At 72.4% G+C, this 17,559-nt stretch carries 18 protein-coding genes and 2 pseudogenes; 11 read left to right on the forward strand and 9 right to left on the reverse strand.

From position 1 onward, the window contains the following. The first annotated feature begins 467 nt into the window (after nt 1-467). The 4 genes from OO54_RS32560 (at nt 468) to OO54_RS32570 (ending at nt 2,558) form a co-directional block, all read left to right on the forward strand. Entirely contained in the window at nt 468-734 is a 267-nt protein-coding gene (locus OO54_RS32560) for a hypothetical protein (protein WP_053194489.1), read from the forward strand. A 333-nt stretch (nt 735-1,067) separates the two neighbouring features. Next, on the forward strand, nt 1,068-1,502 hold the full coding sequence (locus OO54_RS47710; RefSeq protein WP_245236737.1) for a hypothetical protein: 435 nt from the start codon (nt 1,068-1,070) through the stop codon (nt 1,500-1,502). 16 nt (nt 1,503-1,518) lie between these two features. Further along, on the forward strand, nt 1,519-2,052 hold the full coding sequence (locus OO54_RS47715) for a hypothetical protein (RefSeq protein WP_051787388.1): 534 nt from the start codon (nt 1,519-1,521) through the stop codon (nt 2,050-2,052). Between the two features lie 2 nt (nt 2,053-2,054). Further along, nucleotides 2,055-2,558, forward strand: a complete 504-nt coding sequence (locus OO54_RS32570; RefSeq protein ID WP_033209698.1) for a hypothetical protein — start codon at nt 2,055-2,057, stop codon at nt 2,556-2,558. 281 nt (nt 2,559-2,839) lie between these two features. Here the strand turns inward: OO54_RS32570 and OO54_RS32575 are convergent, their stop codons facing one another. Continuing rightward, a complete protein-coding gene (locus OO54_RS32575) occupies nt 2,840-3,355 on the reverse strand; it encodes a DUF1203 domain-containing protein (protein ID WP_033209632.1) in 516 nt (171 codons plus the stop codon). Nucleotides 3,356-3,531: 176 nt separating this feature from the next. Between OO54_RS32575 and OO54_RS32580 the strand changes: the two genes are divergently transcribed. Continuing rightward, entirely contained in the window at nt 3,532-3,855 is a 324-nt protein-coding gene (locus tag OO54_RS32580; protein ID WP_033209701.1) for a nuclear transport factor 2 family protein, read from the forward strand. 140 nt (nt 3,856-3,995) lie between these two features. On the opposite strand, the gene OO54_RS32585 is transcribed toward OO54_RS32580, so the two are convergent. After that, a complete protein-coding gene (locus OO54_RS32585) occupies nt 3,996-4,772 on the reverse strand; it encodes an SDR family oxidoreductase (protein WP_033209634.1) in 777 nt (258 codons plus the stop codon). Nucleotides 4,773-4,874: 102 nt separating this feature from the next. Here OO54_RS32585 and OO54_RS32590 point away from each other — a divergent pair, with 102 nt between their 5' ends. The 4 genes from OO54_RS32590 (at nt 4,875) to OO54_RS32605 (ending at nt 9,582) form a co-directional block, all read left to right on the forward strand. After that, nucleotides 4,875-6,509, forward strand: coding sequence for an alkaline phosphatase D family protein (locus OO54_RS32590; protein ID WP_033209636.1), 1,635 nt, complete (start codon nt 4,875-4,877; stop codon nt 6,507-6,509). A 69-nt stretch (nt 6,510-6,578) separates the two neighbouring features. After that, nucleotides 6,579-7,853: a Bcr/CflA family multidrug efflux MFS transporter gene (locus tag OO54_RS32595; RefSeq protein WP_033209638.1), complete on the forward strand. Its 1,275-nt coding sequence runs from the start codon at nt 6,579-6,581 to the stop codon at nt 7,851-7,853. Nucleotides 7,854-7,918: 65 nt separating this feature from the next. After that, a complete protein-coding gene (locus OO54_RS32600; RefSeq protein WP_033209640.1) occupies nt 7,919-8,371 on the forward strand; it encodes a hemerythrin domain-containing protein in 453 nt (150 codons plus the stop codon). Nucleotides 8,372-8,598: 227 nt separating this feature from the next. After that, on the forward strand, nt 8,599-9,582 hold the full coding sequence (locus tag OO54_RS32605; RefSeq protein WP_033209642.1) for a small ribosomal subunit Rsm22 family protein: 984 nt from the start codon (nt 8,599-8,601) through the stop codon (nt 9,580-9,582). 18 nt (nt 9,583-9,600) lie between these two features. Here the strand turns inward: OO54_RS32605 and ddaH are convergent, their stop codons facing one another. After that, on the reverse strand, nt 9,601-10,431 hold the full coding sequence (ddaH, locus tag OO54_RS32610) for a dimethylargininase (RefSeq protein ID WP_342450941.1): 831 nt from the start codon (nt 10,429-10,431) through the stop codon (nt 9,601-9,603). Nucleotides 10,432-10,595: 164 nt separating this feature from the next. On the opposite strand from ddaH, the gene OO54_RS32615 reads away from it, so the two are divergent. Continuing rightward, nucleotides 10,596-11,228 carry a TetR/AcrR family transcriptional regulator gene (locus tag OO54_RS32615; protein ID WP_033209645.1) on the forward strand — a complete coding sequence of 211 codons (633 nt, stop codon included), beginning with the start codon at nt 10,596-10,598 and terminating at the stop codon, nt 11,226-11,228. Nucleotides 11,229-11,341: 113 nt separating this feature from the next. Then, nucleotides 11,342-12,121, forward strand: a complete 780-nt coding sequence (locus OO54_RS32620; RefSeq protein ID WP_033209646.1) for a bifunctional DNA primase/polymerase — start codon at nt 11,342-11,344, stop codon at nt 12,119-12,121. 60 nt (nt 12,122-12,181) lie between these two features. Here the strand turns inward: OO54_RS32620 and OO54_RS32625 are convergent, their stop codons facing one another. The 6 genes and pseudogenes from OO54_RS32625 to OO54_RS44170 all read right to left on the reverse strand — a co-directional run. Then, nucleotides 12,182-13,192 (reverse strand): SCO2278 family lipoprotein, encoded by a 1,011-nt coding sequence (locus OO54_RS32625; RefSeq protein WP_051787390.1) that lies wholly within the window; start codon nt 13,190-13,192, stop codon nt 12,182-12,184. Beyond that, a complete protein-coding gene (efeU, locus tag OO54_RS32630; protein ID WP_017238966.1) occupies nt 13,149-14,030 on the reverse strand; it encodes an iron uptake transporter permease EfeU in 882 nt (293 codons plus the stop codon). The genes OO54_RS32625 and efeU overlap by 44 nt, the downstream gene beginning before the upstream one ends. Nucleotides 14,031-14,057: 27 nt before the next feature. Next, entirely contained in the window at nt 14,058-15,326 is a 1,269-nt protein-coding gene (gene efeB / locus OO54_RS32635; protein WP_033209647.1) for an iron uptake transporter deferrochelatase/peroxidase subunit, read from the reverse strand. A 31-nt stretch (nt 15,327-15,357) separates the two neighbouring features. Further along, nucleotides 15,358-16,515, reverse strand: a complete 1,158-nt coding sequence (efeO, locus tag OO54_RS32640; RefSeq protein ID WP_033209653.1) for an iron uptake system protein EfeO — start codon at nt 16,513-16,515, stop codon at nt 15,358-15,360. 194 nt (nt 16,516-16,709) lie between these two features. Further along, a pseudogene (locus tag OO54_RS43110) lies at nt 16,710-17,261 on the reverse strand (ATP-binding cassette domain-containing protein). Further along, nucleotides 17,258-17,380 (reverse strand): annotated as a pseudogene (locus tag OO54_RS44170) (iron ABC transporter permease); the annotation flags it as partial. The pseudogenes OO54_RS44170 and OO54_RS43110, both read right to left, overlap by 4 nt. Nucleotides 17,381-17,559 lie beyond the last annotated feature (179 nt).

The raw sequence follows: 17,559 nt of genomic DNA on the forward strand, positions 1-17,559 counted from the left end.
CGGGGCGGGCAGGAGCGACGGGTCATCCGGCAGGTGCTGCATCCCAGCATCCTTGCAGAACCCCTAGGGCCGGCCTTGATCGGCCGGACAGGACCTAGTCGCTCACCCGTAACCGCCTCAACTCGACGACGTGTCCCTGGCGTTGGCCGGGGGCTTCGTCATGTCGGCAGTTTGTATTTGCCTCGTCGCGCCGTGTTACCGTGAAGCCCTGCACGACTGACTCCTCTGGAGGGTCGTAGGGCGCGCGATCGTAGCCGGCGCGTCTGGTCCGACAGCAGAACTGGAGCCCCGTAAGGGGCGACCGAAGCCGCCACACCGAGTCCTGTCATGGCTACGAGACAGGCTCGACCGAGGTGTCCGCCCAGTCCGCCACTGGGCGGGATGCCTCTCACCACCTGTTGTTGCTTGGGTGGTTGGTCGAGTCTGTCGTGATTCACCGGCCACCCTCTGAAGAGGGGTTTGAGTAGGTGAACGTCAGTCGTCCGGTCGCCATCGTCATGTGTTTCATGGTCTCCGTCATCGCGGGTTTCGTCTCCGGAGTCGTCGCGGCCTTTCTGGGGGTAGGCGTACCGACCAGTGTTGCGTGGGGAGGCGGGGGCTTCATCGGCTTCGCCACCCTCGGCCTCATGGCGCTCACGTACCTCTCCGCCGACCGGGAGGCGAGCGGCCCCCCGGCCGGTGAGAGCCAGGGGGCCGGGGGTGCGCGTTCGCGGCCGGTCAGGCAGCGGGGGTGAGGACGACGAGCAGTGGCCCTGCGGCCTTACTCCACTGCCGCCCCGCCCTCATGGCGTCACTGCCTTCGATCGCGATGCTCTTGAGGAGGGGCACGATGAACGTTGTGCGGAAGTGCTCCTGCGCCTCGCTGGACATGCCGCTCGCGGCGACCGCTGCGCCGACGCGATCTCGGAGGGTCCTGCCCGCCTCGCTTCACCGTCACGCTCAAGGAGCTCCAGGGAGCGCAGAAGGAGGCGAAGGCCGTCGCACGCATCCTGCGTGACGCGCACACCCAGCTCACCGACCTGCAGGGCCGGCTCAAGGCGATTCGTGACGACGCCGTCAAGGCGGGCATGCGTGTCTCCGACCAGGGCGCGGTCGCCTTCGACACGGAGCGGCTCACCCAGGACGAGCGCACGGCCTATGTCCACGACCCCGACTTCCAGCAGACCGCCCGCACCCGGGCGAACGAGTGGGCCGAAAAGCTCGTCCAAGCGGTCAAGGCGGTCACCGACGCCGACGACGGCATCCGCATGGCCCTCGATGCCGTCGTTCTCGACTCCGACCCCATGGACGGGACCTTCAACGGCTTCAACCGGAACCCCCAGGCCAGTCCCTACCCGTCCCTGGAGGAGGCCGGCAAGGCCGCCGACATGCCCAAGGACCGCAAGGACGTCCCCGCCTGGTGGCAGAGCCTCGACCCGGTCACCCGCGGCATCCTGCTGGAGCGCTGCCGGAGAGAACGCGGCCTCCCGCAACATGCTGCACTACCTACACGCCTCTGGTGAACCACTGAACCTCGACGTGGACCGAATCCTGCACGACGACCCCCGCTTCAGGGCTGAGATCGAAGCGAACCACATCGCCGACAACCAGGAGGCGTGGCGCAAGCAGGCGCTCGACGCGTTCGCGAAGGCCGGGGGCGACAAGACGGTCGTCATCCCGGTGGAGAGTGACCACGAGGGAAAGGACTTCAAGAACGACGAGTGGTACCACGCGGTCGGCGCACACGAACAGAACATCTCCGGCATGGTCACGGTCAGCCCAGGCGCGGACGGCAAGCCCATGGTCTCCCTCGACTACCAGGTCAACGTCTGGGACCGCTACAACTGGGACAAGGGCAAGTCGACGCCCTTCCCCGGCGGCATCGTGATCCCGGACGACGAGATGGGCCGACTGCACAAGGTGGGCTTCGCTCAGGAGTTCGACATGCGAGGCAGTAGCTCGACTTTCAACCACGATATGAACAGCGACACACCGCCTGCGGTGAACCCCTCGGACCCCGGACGCGACGGCGGTCGCGGGGACGTCTCGCGGGGCGATGAAGAGAACAGGTGACCATGCCGCACAAGATCACTCGACGTCTGCTGATGGTGTTGGCCGCCTCGTTGCTCGCGAGTTCCTGCTCCGCATCAGACGGGGACCGCGGCACGCGCGATCCCTACCCGTACTGGGAGAAGGGAGCCGGCGCACCCGAGGTCGCCGACTTCATGAAGGTCGACGTGCCGGCGGGCGCGACGGAGGTGAAGGGCGCGGTTCAGGCCAACCCGCAGGAAGATGTCTACCTCCTCTCCTTCGTCACAGGAGCGGAGCAGGCTGTTCAGATCGCGGAAGACCTTCGCTCCGAGAAGCCGCTCCGCACCAGGGCGGTCGACCTCCCTCCCGACCAGGAACTCTTCGGGCACTTGGGACTGCCGGAGCCGCAAACGCTGAAGGGTGCCCGGTGGGCAGGAGTGTGCCCGCCGTGCGTGAAGGACCACCGCCGTGGCAACGTCCAGTGGATCGACGTCTACGTGTACGACATGGCAGGCGGCAAGGCCCGGGTGTACCTCCACGCCTTCTGATCGCCCTCCCGGCCCGCGGCACTCGGCGCGCCGGCGGAGGCGTCCGGTACTGCTGGGACCAGACGTCGGACTCGGCCTGTTCCTCGGCCCGCTTGGCCTTCAACCAGGCGGCCTTGTCCTGCGCGTTGACCTCTTTGGAAGCGCGCCGGCAGTCGGCGCATTCCTGAGTGGCGAGCCACTCGGCGAAGCCCGCGCGACGGACGTCTTGTTATGCAGCCATCGAAGTGAGAAGGGCCCTCGCACAGGTACCGCCTGGTCGGGGGCCCTTCCTCGTGCCGTCGTCAGGGGCGGGGGCGCCTGACCTCGAACTGGAAGCAGCCGTACTCGACGGCGCGGACGTGCACGAGGGCGACGGCGGGGTCGGCGAAGGCGTCCGCGAAGGCGAGGTCGAGGGCTTCGCCGGCCGCCTCGGGGAGCTCCAGGAGACGGCCGCCGACGATGCGGCCGGCCGCGTCGTAGCGGCGCAGGGCGCGCAGGGCGCCGGGGCGGGCGAAGGGGTACGTCTCCGAGGGCGAGGGGCCGCCGCAGTCCTCGGCGTGGATGAAGACGGGGCCCTGTTCGTCGTACGCGCCCGGCTCGGCCCCGCCCGCAGCCGCCCAGCGGCGCAGCGGCGCGTACGACACGAGGGCGATCCGTTCGCCGGGGACGGCCTGGCGCAGGCAGCAGCGGAGGGGTTCGCCGTCTCCGGTGGCGGGGTGCGGCACCAGGGCCCGGCCGGCGTCGTCGGCGAGGCGCAGCTGGGCGAGGGCGTCGGGCGCGATGGGGAGTGCGGTGTAGGTCGCCGTGTCGGTGTTCATACGGCCAGCGTCGTGGGGGAGCGGCCGCGGCGCTGGCGGCATTCGGACGGCGCGTTCCCGCGGGACGCGACCGCGCGGGGGAGAGGCCCGGCCGGCCCGGGTCCTGGACGGCTGTCGGGGGGACCTCCCGGCCGGGGCGTACGGGCCGGAAGGCCCCGCGGGTGTACGGGTGGAGCATGACGATTCCCGTGAACCAGCTCAGTGACCCCGCCGTGCGCGCCTTCGTCACTGCCCTCAACGCCAACGACCAGGAGGCCTTCCGGGACGCGCTCGCGCCCGGCGCGACGATGTCCGACGACGGGTCCGAGCGGGACCTGGACGCGTGGACGGAGAAGGAGGTGTTCTCCTCGCGGGGGCACATGGAGATCGAGTCCGAGAAGGGCGACGGACGCGTGCTCGTCGCCCGCTACCGCAACGACACCTGGGGCGAGATGCGCACCAAGTGGCAGTTCACCGTCGACGGCGGCAAGGTCTCCCGCTTCGAGACCGGCCAGGCGTAACGGCCCGGAGCGCCGGCCGGGGACGGTCCCGGCCGGCGCCGAGCACGGCGGGCGGGAGCCGAGGCCTTCCCTCGGATCGGGGCCGGGCAGGCGCCGGGGGCGTCGATCCGGGGGCCTGAGCCGGGCCGTCGGGTCGGTCCCTAACCCCGGCCGATGTAGGGCATGGCCGTCGCCATGACCGTCGCGAACTGGACGTTGGCCTCCAGGGGGAGCGCCGCCATGTGCACCACGGTCGTCGCCACGTCCGCCGCGTCCATCACCGGTTCCGTCGCGAGCTGCCCGTTGGCCTGGAGGATGCCGGTCTGCATGCGGGCCGTCATCTCGGTCGCCGCGTTGCCGATGTCGAGCTGGCCGCAGGCGATGCGGTACGGGCGTCCGTCGAGGGACAGGGACTTGGTCAGGCCCGTCATGGCGTGCTTCGTCGCCGTGTACGCGATGGAGTGCGGGCGCGGCACGTGGGCGGAGACGGAGCCGTTGTTGATGATGCGGCCGCCCTGCGGGGTCTGGTCCTTCATGGCCCGGAAGGCGGCCTGGGCGCAGAGGAACGCGCCGGTGAGGTTGACGTCGACGACCGCGCGCCAGGTGTCGGGGTCCAGGTCCTCGACGGGCACACCGCCGCCCGCGAACGTGCCGGCGTTGTTGAAGAGCAGGTCGACGCGGCCGTAGCGGTCCCGTACCGCCGCGAAGAGGGCTGTGACCTCATCGGCCGAGGTCACGTCCGTGGGGACGGGCAGGAAGTCGCCGGACGGCAGGGCCGCGGCCGTCTCCGCCAGGGCGTCCGCGCGGCGGCCCGCGAGGGCCACCGACCAGCCGGCTTCCGCGAGGGCCAGCGCCACGCTCCGGCCGATGCCCGATCCCGCTCCCGTCACCACTGCGATGCTCATGGGCGCGCAGCGTACGCGAGACGTGTGCCCCATGAACTCATCCGTCCGACACGTGGATGTTCTGTACTCGACAAGGGCGCGTCGCCCCGCCCCCCTCGAATGACGGACGGACAGCATCCGTCTGGGGAGGGGCACATGGACCACGTACACGGACATTCCGAGGAACTCCGCGCCGCCGCACGCCACTTCGGCCGCCGCCGGTTCCTCACCACCACCGGCGCGGCCGCCGCGCTGGCCTTCGCCACCCAGCTGCCGGCGGCCGGCGCCGCGGCCGCCGCCGAGCTCGACGGCCGGCGTGTCACCGAGGACCCGTTCACCCTGGGGGTGGCGTCGGGAGATCCGCTGCCCGGCTCCGTACTGCTGTGGACCCGGCTCGCGCCCCGCCCCTTCGAACCCGACGGCGGACTGCCCGCGCGGCGCGTCCCCGTCCACTGGGAGCTCGCCCGCGACGACCGCTTCACCCGGACCGTGCGGCGCGGCACGGCCACCGCGCACCCCGAGTTCCGGCACACCGTCCACGTCGCGGTCGACCACCTCGACCCCGACCGGGTCCTCTACTACCGCTTCCGCGTCGGCGACTGGACCAGCCCCGTCGGCCGCACCCGCACCGCCCCCGCGGCCCACGCCCACAACGCGGCGCTCAAGCTCGCGGCCGTCTCCTGCCAGGCGTACCACGACGGCTACTTCACGGCCTACCGGCACCTGGCGGACGAGGACGTCGACGTCGTCTTCCACCTCGGGGACTACCTGTACGAGTACGCCGTCAACGCCACGGGCGGCGCACGCGCCTACACCGACCGCACCCTCCCGGCGGTGTTCGCCCGCGAGACGCTCACGCTGGAGGACTACCGGCTCCGCTACGCGCTCTACAAGTCGGACCCCGACCTGCGCGCCGCGCACGCCGCCCACCCGTTCGTCGTCACCTGGGACGACCACGAGACCGAGAACAACTACGCGGGCGGCGTCCCGGAGAACGGCGTCCCGCCGGAGGAGTTCCTGCTCCGACGGGCCGCCGCCTACCGCGCCTACTGGGAGCACCAGCCGCTGCGCGCGCCCCAGCGGCCCGACGGCCCGGACATGAGGCTGTACCGGCGGCTGCGCTTCGGGAGCCTCGCCCAGTTCGACATCCTCGACACCCGCCAGTACCGCTCCGACCAGGCGTACGGCGACGGCTGGCAGGTCCCGGGGCCCGAGTCGGAGGACCCGGCGCGCACCCTGACCGGCGCGGCGCAGGAGCGCTGGCTGCTCGACGGCTGGCAGGCCTCCCGCGCCGCCCGGTGGAACGTCCTGCCGCAGCAGGTCGTCTTCGCCGAGCGGCGCGACCGCGCCACCGCCGACTTCAAGCTCTCGATGGACTCCTGGGACGGCTACCCGGCCTCCCGGGCGCGGATCCTCGCGGGGGCGGAGGCCGCGGGGGTGGAGAACCTGATGGTGCTCACCGGGGACGTCCACGTCGGCTACGGCTTCGACCTGAAGGCCGACTTCCGCGACCCGTCCTCCCGGACCGTCGGCACCGAGATCGTGGCCACCTCGATCGCGAGCGGCAAGGACGGCGCCGACCGGCCGTCGAACCACGACCGGCTGACGGCGGCCAACCCGCACCTGAGGTTCGTCAACGGGCGGCGCGGCTACGTGACGGTCGCGCTGGGCAGGGAGAGCGCCCGCGCCGACTTCCGCACGGTGCCGTACGTGACGAAGCCGGGCGCGCCCGTCACGACCGCCGCCTCCTACGTCACGGAGGCGGGCCGCCCGGGCCTCACGCCCGCGTAGCCCGGAGGTCTCGACCATGCCGGGCGAGCTGAGAGCATAGGCAGGGTTTCGAACGAGAGGGAGCAGGCGATGCCTGAGAGCGGACAGAGGACGACAGAAGGGCACATAACCGGAGCGGTCCCCGCCGCCCCGGCCGCCCGGCGCGCGGGGCTGCTCCTCGTGCTCGTCCTGGGCGGCCTCACCGCCCTGCCCCCGCTCTCCATGGACATGTACCTGCCGGCTCTGCCGGAGGTCACCGGCGCGCTGCACGCGCCCGCCGCCACCGTCCAGCTCACCCTGACCGCCTGCCTCGCCGGCATGGCCCTCGGCCAGCTCGTCGTCGGCCCCATGAGCGACAAGTGGGGACGCCGCCGCCCGCTGCTCGCCGGCATGGTCGTGTACGTCCTGGCCACCGCCGTCTGCGCCTTCGCGCCCACCGCCGAACTCCTCATCGGATTCCGGCTGCTCCAGGGCCTCGCCGGCGCCGCCGGCATCGTCATCGCCCGCGCCGTCGTCCGCGACCTGTACGACGGCGTCGAGATGGCCCGCTTCTTCTCCACCCTCATGCTGGTCTCCGGCGCCGCGCCGATCGTCGCCCCGCTCATCGGCGGCCAGATCCTGCGGATCACCGACTGGCGGGGCGTCTTCCACGTCCTCGCCGTGATCGGCCTCCTGCTCACCGTCGTCGTCTGGCGGTCCCTCGAGGAGACGCTGCCGCCCGGGCGTCGGCAGCAGGGCGGCGTCGGCGCGGCCCTGCGCACCATGCGCGGCCTCGTCGCCGACCGGGTCTTCGCCGGGTACATGCTGGCCGGCGGCTTCGGCTTCGCGACGCTCTTCGCGTACATCTCGGCGTCGCCGTTCGTCGTCCAGGAGATCTACGGCGCCTCGCCGCAGACCTTCAGCCTGCTCTTCGGCCTCAACTCCGTCGGCCTCGTCGTCCTCGGCCAGATCAACGGCAAGCTCCTCGTCGGCCGCGTCAGCCTCGACAAGGTGCTCGCCTGGGGCCTCGGGACGATCCTCCTCTCCTCGCTCGCGCTGCTCCTCATGACCAGCGGCGTCTTCGGCGAGGTCGGCCTCTTCCCGATCGCCGCCGGCCTGTTCGTCCTGATGTCCGCGATGGGCGTCGCCCTGCCGAACACCAACGCGCTGGCCCTGATGCGCACCCCGCACGCCGCCGGATCGGCCTCCGCCCTCCTCGGCACCACCTCGTTCCTCGTCGGCGCCGTCGCCTCCCCCCTCGTCGGCATCGCCGGCGAGCACACCGCCGTCCCCATGGCCGTCGTCCAGGTCGCCTGCGGCACCCTGGCACTGGCCTGCTTCCTGGGCCTCTGCCGCCCGTGGCGGACCTCCCGCGCGGAGGGCTGACCGAGGACCGGCGCGGGCGGTGTGGCACCGGCCGCGCGCCCGTCCGTGATGTGACGATCTGCGGCATGTGCCACTACTGCGGATGCCGTGAGATCCCCCTGATCAAGGAGTTCATCGCCGAGCACGAGGCGATCACCGACCTCGCCGGGGACGCGGTCCGCGCGCTCGACGCGGGGGACCCGGAGCGGGCGCGGACGCTCGTGGAACGGATGGCCGTGCTGCTCCTGGCCCACTGGGCCGGCGAGGAGCGCGGCCTGTTCGCCGTCATGCGCGAGAACGACGAGTACACGGCGTACGTCGACGCCCTCGCCCGCGAGCACCGGGAGCTCGCCGCCTTCCTCGCCGCCCTCGACCTCGACTCGGCCGACCAGCGGGCCCGGTTCCTCCGTGCCGTCGACGAGCTCCACGACCACATCGCCAAGGAGGAGGACGGCCTCTTCCCGGCCTCCCTGACCGAACTCACCGGCGAGCAGTGGGACCGCTCCATCGACGCCTGGAAGGCGGTTCACGCCGGCTGACCCCGGGCCGCGGGGAGCCGCCGGGGCCGGAAGGCCCACCGGGTCCCGCCGCCCAGGGGCTGCCTTTCGGATCATGCCGGGCTCGCGGGGCCCGGTGCGCACGCTCGCCGCGTTGTCGTCGGTCCACAACGCTCCGCGTTGCCTCCCTCCTCCGCCCTGCGATCGCACGCACCGGGCCCCGCTCCCTGATCCGGCCTGGCCCGAATGGCAGCCCCTAGACTGTCTCGGTGAACGTCTCCGCTCCCTCCGCCGAGTCCCTGCGCGCCGCCCTCGCCGGGCTCCTCGACGGGCTGCCGCCCAGCCAGGCGGCCAAGGCCGTCGAGCGGCTGATCGCCAACTACCGGGGGACCACCCCGACGGACACCCCCGTGCTCCGCGACCGCTCCGACGTCGCCGCGTACGCCGCGTACCGGATGCCGGCGACGTTCGAGGCGGTACGGGGCGCCCTGGACGCCCTGCGGGAGGCGGCGCCCGACTGGGAGCCGCGTACGCACACCGACGTGGGCGGCGGCACCGGGGCGGCGAGCTGGGCCGTCGCCGAGGCGTGGCAGGAGCAGCCGCCCCGCACCACCGTCCTCGACTGGGCGGAGCCCGCCCTCGCCCTCGGACGGGAGCTGGCGGCCGGAGTGCTGGACGCCGAATGGCGAGGGGAGCGGATCGGCTCGGCCCTGCGCCTCCCCGACTCGGACCTGGTCACCGTCTCGTACGTCCTCAAGGAGCTGACCGAAGCCGACCGGACGGCGCTCGTGACCGAGGCGGCGCGGGCGGCGCGGACCGTCGTGATCGTCGAGCCCGGCACCCCCGACGGCTACGAGCGGATCATCGCGGCCCGCACCCTGCTCGTCGACGCCGGGTTCACCGTCGCCGCGCCCTGCCCGCACAGCGGGGCCTGTCCGATCGTGCCGGGCACGGACTGGTGCCACTTCTCCGCCCGGGTCAGCCGCTCCTCGCTGCACCGGCGGGTGAAGGGCGGCTCGCTGCCGTACGAGGACGAGAAGTACAGCTACGTCGCCGCGACCAGGTTCCCGGTGACCCCGGCCGTCTCCCGCGTCACCCGCAGGCCCCAGATCCGCAAGGGCCAGGTGCTGCTCGACCTCTGCGGCCCCGACGGGCTGGTCCGGGACACCGTCACCAAGCGGCACGGGCCCCTGTACAAGCAGGCCCGTGACGCCGAGTGGGGCGACCCGTGGCCGCCGGAGGACGCCGGCTAGGGACTCTCCGGACCGGCCCTAGGGGCGCAGCTCCTGGGTGCAGCACTTCACGCTGCCGCCGCCCTTGAGGAGTTCGCCCAGGTCCATGCCGACCGGTTCGAAGCCGCGCCGGCGCAGCGGTTCGAAGAGGCCGACCGCCGCCTGCGGCAGGAGGACGTGGCGGCCGTCGCTGACGGCGTTGAGGCCGAGGGCCGCCGCGTCCTCGGCCGTCGCGATCAGGGCGTCGGGGAAGAGCCGGGCGAGCACCGCGCGACTGCCGGGGGAGAAGGCGTCCGGGTGGTACATGATCTCGTCGCGCGCGTCGTCCAGGACGCACAGCGCCGTGTCCAGGTGGTAGTAGCGCGGGTCCACCAGTTCCAGGCCGATCACCGGGCGGCCGAAGAACTCCTGCGCCTCGTCGTGGGAGAGCGGGCTGGAGCGGAAGCCGCGGCCGGCCAGGATCCAGGAGGCGGTGACGGCGAAGTCGCCCTCGCCCTCGTTCACGTGCTCCGGCACCCGGACGGCGTCGTCCGCCCAACCGTTCCTGCGGAACCACGCCACGTGCGCGTCGGCCTCGCGCGCCCGCTCCGGATGGGCGAACTTGGCGCCGAGGACCCGGCCTTCGACCACCGTGGCGCCGTTCGCGGCGAAGACCATGTCCGGCAGCGCCGGGTCGGGCTCCAGGAGCTCCACCGTGTGGCCGAGCGAGCGGTAGCGGTCGCGCAGGTCCTCCCACTGGGCGAGGGCGAGCGGCAGGTCGACCGGTTTGGTGGGGTCCATCCATGGGTTGATGGAGTACGTCACCGTGAAGTGCGCGGGTGGGCACATCAGATAACGGCGGGGCGAGGACGTGCGCGGAGTGGGGCGCAATGAGGGCTCCTCACGGACGGGTGGACGGAAGAACCGAAGATCGGTGGACCCCATGGTCCGCCCTCGGCGCCCTTCGCGCAGTGGACCGTTCGGGTGGTTCGGCACCGTCCACGCGTACGATTCCCGGCGAGACGTCTCGTCTCGTACGCTGCTAGATTGGGGCCATGTCCGAGCCCAGGCCCACCAAGGCCGCCCCCGACGCCTCCCGGCGCAGCGAACGCTCCCGCCGCGCCATCTTCGACGCCGCCCTCGCCCTCGTCTCCGAGACCGGCTACGCGAAGACCACGATCGAGGGCATCGCAGCCCGCGCCGGAGTCGGCAAGCAGACCATCTACCGCTGGTGGCCCTCCAAGGCGGCCGTCCTCCTCGACGCCTTCCTCGACCTCGCCGCCCGCGCCAACGAGGCCCTCGGCGGGGACGCCCGGAGTGAGATCCCCGACACCGGGGACCTCGCCGCCGACCTCAAGTACGTCCTGCGCGCCACCGTCGACGAGATGAACGACCCCGCCTTCGACGCCCCCACCCGCGCCCTCGCCGCCGAGGGGATCGTCGACCCCGAACTCGGCGCCCGCTTCACCGAGGCCCTGCTCGAACCGCAGCTCGGCTACTACGTCCGCCGCATCCAGGCCGCCCAGGCCGCGGGCGACGTCGATCCCGACGCCGATCCCCGCCTCGCCCTCGAACTCCTCGTCGGCCCCCTCCACCACCGCTGGCTGCACCGCACCCTGCCGCTCACCCACGCCTACGCCGACGACCTCGTCGACCTGGTCCTGCGCGGCCTCGCACCGCGGGCCTGACGCCTCCGGGACATCCCGCGGGCACCCCGGTTCCGCACTCCGGTCACCCGGGGCGCAGGATGGTGGGACCATGGGCAGAGCCGAACGGGCGAGCATGAGGTGTGAGGGGATAGATGGGCGACGGCATCGGCCGCTACCGCGGCACGGAGAGCAGACTCGCACAGTGGCTGCGCAGGCGCCCCAAACGCACCGCGGCCGACGACGAGAACGGCCGCGAGAAGCTGCTCCTGGCCACCGCCGCCGCCGGGCTGCCCCTGGCCCCCGCCGCGTACCCCGTGGGCTACAGCTGTTCCTGTGAGCGGATCGGCTGTCCGACCCCGGCCCGGCATCCCGTCTCCTTCGCCTGGCAGACGCAGTCGACCACCGACCGCGCCCAGATCGAGCGCTGGGCCAGGAACGAGCCCGAGGCGAACTTCGTCACCGCCACCGGCATGGTCCACGACGTCCTCGACGTGCCGCTGGCCGCCGGCCGCGCCGCCCTGGAGCGCCTCCTCGCGGAGGGCGTCGAGGTCGGCCCGGTCGCCGAGTCCGCCGACGTCGACACCGTCGGCGGACGCATGCTCTTCTTCACCGCCACCCGCGGCACCCCCGAGGACGAGGACGAGTGGTGGCCGTGTGAGCTCGACTGCCACCCGGAGACCATGGACGAGCACCCGGGGCTGCGCTGGCACTGCCGCGGCAGCTACGTGCTCGTACCGCCGGCCCGGCTCCCCGGGGACGAGGACGCCCATCCGGTCGTCGCCTGGGTCCGCGGCCCCGAGCACCCGCTGCCCGACCCGCTGAACCTCCTGGAGACCCTCCAGGACGCCTGCGCCCGCCACGCGGCCGAGCGCGAGGCGGACGGGGACGGCGAGCACACCGCCCACGAGATCGCCTGGCCGCTGACCCGCTGACCCGCTGACCCGCTGACCCGCTGACCCGCTGAGCCGCTGAGCCCCGGCCGGGGCGGGGGGCTACGAGCCCACCGCGCCCACCACGCCCTGGAGCCGGCTCGTGACCGTGACGGTGTCCCGGTCCGTGCCCGCCGGCTTCACCAGGACCGTCTGACTGGACACCCACTCCCGGGTGACCGTGTTCTTGATCTCGCCGGTCAGCAGCGCCTTGACGTCGGGGCCGACCTTGGGCCGGTAGCCCTGCGCCGTCGTCTGCCGCTCGAAGTACCGCGTCGCGAAGAAGACGAGCGCGCCGCCGTCCCGCGTCCGCAGCCCCAGCGGCGCGAAGTCGCCCTGGTCGGTGGTCCGGTCGACGTACTGGGTGGCGAGCCCCGGCCGCTTGGCGGCCTTCTCCCGCTGCGCCCGCCACTCCGTGGTGTGCGCGCCCGGCGCGAACGGGCCCTGCCCGTCCTTCAGGTAGGAGACGTACTCCTTGCCGAGGCCGCGGGGCGCGACCGCGAGCGCGGCGTCGTCCGCGGCGACCGGCACCGCGTACCCGGCCTCCTCCGCGAACTCGGGCACCGCGTCCTCGCCGAGGATGCCGAGGTAGGCGACCTCCCACAGCTGCTGGGGCCCGTTGCGCACGAAGACCAGGAGCCAGCGCTGGTCGGCGGAGCCCCCGTCGACGTCCCGGTTGGAGTCGGTGTCCGCGACGAACCAGCGCGGCCAGCCGGCCTTCCGGGGCAGCACGAACCGGGTGTCCGTGAGTTCGAGGGGCTTGTGCTCCTTGTTGCCGCCCGGGGTGTTGATCGACCGCGCGCGCAGACCCGCCTGGTTGATCTCCCCGAGCGGACCGGTGACCCGGCCCGCGTCCAGGGCCGGGTCGTACGCCTTGTCGGCGCGGTTGTACGCGGCGGTGAAGTCCGCGACGGCCTGCGCCGCCTCGGCCTTCGTCGCCGGCGGCAGCAGTGCCGTCTCGCCGTGCACCGTCACACAGCCGCTCGCGGTCAGCGCCAGGACGGTCGCCGCCGCCGTCGCCGTCAGTAGCTCAACCGGCCGTCTCGGCGCTCGCCGCAGCCTCAGCCTTCTCATCGGTCGCCTTCTGCTTCTTCACCCGCACGGACGGACCCGACCCTATCGGGGCCAGGAACAGCGCGAGCGTCGGGATCAGATACAGCGCCCACACCGTGACCTGAAGGACCGTCGGATCCGGCTGGAAGTTGAAGACGCCCTTCAGGAGGGTGCCGTACCAGCTGTCCGGCGGGACCGTCGCCGAGACGTCGAAGGCCTTGTCCGCGAGGCCGCCGAGGAAGCGCGCCTCCTGGAGGTCGTGCACGCCGTACGCGAGGACGCCCGCCGCCACCACGACCAGCATGCCGCCGGTCCAGGTGAAGAACTTCGCCAGGTTGATCCGCAGCGCGCCCCGGTAGAACAGCCAGCCGAGGAGGACCGCGGTCAGCAGGCCGAGGACGACGCCGGCCAGCGGCTCGTACGTGCCGTCCGACGAGGCCCGGACCGACGCCCACACGAAGAGCGCCGTCTCCAGGCCCTCGCGGCCCACCGCCAGGAACGCGGTGGCCACCAGCGCGCCCGTGCCCATCTGCAGGGCCGCGTCCAGCTTGCCGTGCAGCTCGGCCTTGAGGTGCCGGGCCGTGCGCCGCATCCAGAAGACCATCCAGGTCACCAGGATCACGGCGACGATGGACAGCGAGCCGCCGAGCAGCTCCTGCGCCTCGAAGGTCAGCTCCTGGGAGCCGAACTCGAGCCCGGCGCCGAAGGCCAGGGCGACGGTGACGGCCACGCCGATGCCGATCCAGATCGGCTTCAGCGCGTCACGGCGACCGGTCTTCACCAGGTACGCGATGAGGATGCAGACGACCAGGCTGGCCTCGAGGCCCTCGCGCAGGCCGATCAGATAGTTACCGAACACGTCGGTGCTCCTTCTCCGTCAGCTCCGTCAGGAGAACAACGTCCGGCCCCACCAGTCGTCCTTGTCGCGGACGCCCGGCGGGATCGCGAACAGCGCCGAACCCACGTGCTGGATGTATTCGTTGAGGACGTCGGAGGCGAGCGAGGTCTGCACCGGGATGAAGCCGGTGCGGACGTCCTTCTGGTACGCCAGGAAGAACAGGCCCGCCTCCAGACGGCCGAGGCCGTCCGTGCCGTCCGTGAACGAGTAGCCGCGGCGCAGCAGCGTCGCCCCGTTGTTGCTGTCCGGGTGCGCGAGCCGGACGTGCGAGTCCGGCTTCATCGCCTTCAGGAACGGCTCGTCGTGCTCCTTGGCCTTGCCGACCGGGGCGCCCTCGCGCTTGTCGCGGCCGAAGATGTCCTCCTGCTCGGCGAGCGGGGTGCGGTCCCAGGTCTCGACGTTCATGCGGATGCGGCGGGCGACGAGGTACGAGCCGCCGTCCATCCAGGCGGCGCCGCCCTCGGCGTCCCTGCCGGAGACCCACACGTGCTTGGCGAGCCGCTCGGTGTCGGTGCCGGCGATGTTGCGGGTGCCGTCCTTGAAGCCGAAGAGGTTGCGCGGTGTCTGGGCGTCCGGGGTCGTCGAGGACGTCTTGCCGAAGCCGAGCTGCGACCAGCGCACCGCGACCTTGCCGAAGCCGATCCGCGCGAGGTTCCGGATGGCGTGCACGGCGACCTGGGGGTCGTCCGCGCAGGCCTGCACGCAGATGTCGCCGCCGCTGCGCGCCGGGTCCAGGTTGTCGCCCGGGAACTTGGGAAGCTCCACCAAGGCCCCGGGCCGCTTGTCCTTCAGCCCGAAACGCCCGTCGAAGAGCGAGGGGCCGAAGCCGATCGTGAGCGTGAGGCGGGAGGGCTTGAGACCGAGGGCCTCGCCCGTGTCGTCCGGCGGCGCCTCCGGCAGACCGCCGTACGCGCCCTCGCCTACCTCGGCGCCGGCCGTCATCCGCTCGGCGGCCCGCGTCCAGTCCTTCAGGAGCTGGACCAGCTCGGCGCGGTCCTTCGTCTTCACGTCGAAGGAGGCGAAGTGCAGCCGGTCCTGTACGGCGGTGGCGATGCCGGCCTGGTGCGCGCCGTGGAACGGGACGGCCGCGCCGCTCTCGGCGACGGGCACGGCGGTGTCGCCGTCACGGGTCAGCGCGACGGCGCCGCCGGCCGCGGCGGCACCGAGCGCGAGCCCGGCACCGCCCCAGCCGATGACCTTGCGGCGGGAGGGCGCGGCGGGCTCGGCCGCCGTCTGCTCCTGGGTTTCCTCGGACATGTCCCTGTTCCCGTCCCTCTTGGTCCGACGACTACTTGACGACCGCGGCGGCGAGCTTGGAGAGCGGCTCGGCCAGCGCGTTGACGCCGTCGGAGAGCTCCTTGCGCTCGGCCTTGCCGACCTTGTCGTACGAGGTGAAGACGTAGCTGTTCTTGTCCGCGCGGTACTTGTCGAGCAGCGTGTTCAGCGCGGCGAACTGCTTGTCGAGTTCGGCGACGAGCTTCGGGTCGTTCTTCGCGGCGACCGGCTTGAGCAGCTCGAAGGACTTCTGCGCGCCCTCGACGTTCGCCTTGAAGTCGACGAGGTCGGTGTGCGAGTAGCGCTCCTCCTCGCCGGTGACCTTGCCGCTGGCGACCTCGTCGAGGAGCTCCTTGGCGCCGTTGGCCATCGAGGTCGGGGTGATCTCGGCCTTGCCGACGCGCTTCACCCAGTCCGCGAGGTCCTTGTCGAGGGTGTCGGCGAGGGTCTTCTCGGTCGCGCCGATCTTCTTGTCCTGCCAGAGGGCCTTCTCCAGGCGGTGCCAGCCGGTCCAGTCCTTGGCCGGGTCCTGGCCCTCCTCCAGGCCGTCCTCGCGGACGTCGACCTTCGGGTCGATGTCGCCGAAGGACTCGGCGACCGGCTCGGTGCGCTCCCAGCCGATGCGGGACTCGGCGTACGCCTTCTTCGCGGCCTCGACGTCACCGGCGCGGACGGCGTCGGTGAAGACCTTCACCTTGGGGAGGGTGGCGTCGGCCTGCGCCTGGACGTACTGGCGGTAGGCGGCGACGGCCGCGTCCATCTCGGGGGAGCGCTTGGCGGTCGTGGTGTCCTTGCCGGTCGCCTTGACCTGCTGGCGGATGCCGTCGCCCTTCATGCCGGGCTTGCAGGCGATGGCGTAGTCGCCGGCCTTGATCTCGGCGGTGATGGTCGCCTTGGTGCCGGGGCCGATGTTCTCGCGCTCGGTGACGATCCGGTCGTCCGGGAAGAGGACGTAGACCTCGGTGACCTTGGAGCCGCGGTTCTCGACGGCCAGCTTCACGTGACCGGCGGGGAACTCCTTCTTGGAGACCTCGCAGGAGTCGTCCTTGGCGACGACGGTGACGGTGCCGTCGTCGGCCTTGGAGTCGCTTTTCTCGGCGCAGCCCGTGACGGCGGTCAGAGCGGCCGCCGTCGCGGCGGCGGTGACGACGGAGAGGCGAACGGCTCGCATGAGGGCTCCAGGAACGGGGGGACGTGGGTGAGGCGGACCTAACTTAACCGAGGCTTACCTCAGCGATACCCACCCGTCCAGTGATTCAGCTCTCAGGCCCGGTGAACTGGACACAGCCGGGTCACAGGGTCCTCACGGGGCTTTCAACACTTGGTCAAGGACAGGTCAAGCGGGGGGAATTGCCTCGATTTGCCCTACTCCTCGGTACGCTCCGGCATCACCGGCCGGGCACGGTCCGGTGCGGCGGCGCCGGTGCGCTCCGGGACCACCAGCGGAACGCCCGTCCGCGGATGCGGGAACACCTCCACCGGCTGCCGGTGGACCCGGCTCGGCAACTCCGCGCCGAGCACCTCCGAAGGAGGGCCGTCCGCCGCGATCCGCCCGTCGTGCAGCACCGCGACCCGGTCCGCGTGGGCGGCGGCGAGCCCCAGGCCGTGCAGGACCACCACCGCGTCACCGGCCGTCGCGCGTTCCCGGCCCATCCGCACCACCTCGGCCACGGGAACGGGAAGGAGAGCGCGGCGGCCTGCGGCAGCACCGCACGCCGCAGGACGAGTTCGCCGGCCGACCAGTCACCGGCCCCCCGGCCCCCGGCCCCCGATCCCCACCCCGTCGAGCACCGTCCGGCCGCCACGGGCGATCCGCAGCCCGACGGCCTCGGCGACGAGCGCGCGGGGCGCGGCGGGGGAGGGGAGCGTCCGCGCGCGCCGGTGCGCGAGCAGTCGACCGAACCGTACGGACGTCATGCCCAACCACCTTGCCTGCGACGGGTCCTGCGCGGCAGCCAGAAGAAGGGGCGGCCGAGGAGGGCGGTGAGGACGCCCGGGGGGAGTTCGGCCGGGGCCGCGACCGTACGGGCCGCCACTCGCGGGCGGCACCACGTCGAACGGCGCCACGGCGGGCGACGGGACCTTCGACGGGACCTTCGGCGGGACCTTCGGCGGGACCTTCGGCGGGACCTTCGGCGGGACCTTCGGCGGGACCTTCGGCGGTGCCGGATCGGTCGGCTCGCCCGACGGCGCCGCCGCCCTCGCCGCCACCGGC

The sequence above is a fragment of the Streptomyces wedmorensis genome, from assembly GCF_000716445.1.
Taxonomy (GTDB): Bacteria; Actinomycetota; Actinomycetes; order Streptomycetales; family Streptomycetaceae; genus Streptomyces; species Streptomyces wedmorensis.

What these genes read in the sequence shown, in the direction of transcription:
- OO54_RS47710 (WP_245236737.1), top strand. Translation starts at nt 1,068, where the DNA reads ATGCGTGTCTCCGACCAGGGCGCGGTCGCCTTCGACACGGAGCGGCTC.
- OO54_RS32570 (WP_033209698.1), top strand. Translation starts at nt 2,055, where the DNA reads ATGCCGCACAAGATCACTCGACGTCTGCTGATGGTGTTGGCCGCCTCG.
- OO54_RS32575 (WP_033209632.1), bottom strand. Translation starts at nt 3,355, where the DNA reads ATGAACACCGACACGGCGACCTACACCGCACTCCCCATCGCGCCCGAC.
- OO54_RS32580 (WP_033209701.1), top strand. Translation starts at nt 3,532, where the DNA reads ATGACGATTCCCGTGAACCAGCTCAGTGACCCCGCCGTGCGCGCCTTC.
- OO54_RS32585 (WP_033209634.1), bottom strand. Translation starts at nt 4,772, where the DNA reads ATGGGGCACACGTCTCGCGTACGCTGCGCGCCCATGAGCATCGCAGTG.
- OO54_RS32590 (WP_033209636.1), top strand. Translation starts at nt 4,875, where the DNA reads ATGGACCACGTACACGGACATTCCGAGGAACTCCGCGCCGCCGCACGC.
- OO54_RS32595 (WP_033209638.1), top strand. Translation starts at nt 6,579, where the DNA reads ATGCCTGAGAGCGGACAGAGGACGACAGAAGGGCACATAACCGGAGCG.
- OO54_RS32600 (WP_033209640.1), top strand. Translation starts at nt 7,919, where the DNA reads ATGTGCCACTACTGCGGATGCCGTGAGATCCCCCTGATCAAGGAGTTC.
- OO54_RS32615 (WP_033209645.1), top strand. Translation starts at nt 10,596, where the DNA reads ATGTCCGAGCCCAGGCCCACCAAGGCCGCCCCCGACGCCTCCCGGCGC.
- OO54_RS32620 (WP_033209646.1), top strand. Translation starts at nt 11,342, where the DNA reads ATGGGCGACGGCATCGGCCGCTACCGCGGCACGGAGAGCAGACTCGCA.
- OO54_RS32625 (WP_051787390.1), bottom strand. Translation starts at nt 13,192, where the DNA reads ATGAGAAGGCTGAGGCTGCGGCGAGCGCCGAGACGGCCGGTTGAGCTA.
- efeB (WP_033209647.1), bottom strand. Translation starts at nt 15,326, where the DNA reads ATGTCCGAGGAAACCCAGGAGCAGACGGCGGCCGAGCCCGCCGCGCCC.
- efeO (WP_033209653.1), bottom strand. Translation starts at nt 16,515, where the DNA reads ATGCGAGCCGTTCGCCTCTCCGTCGTCACCGCCGCCGCGACGGCGGCC.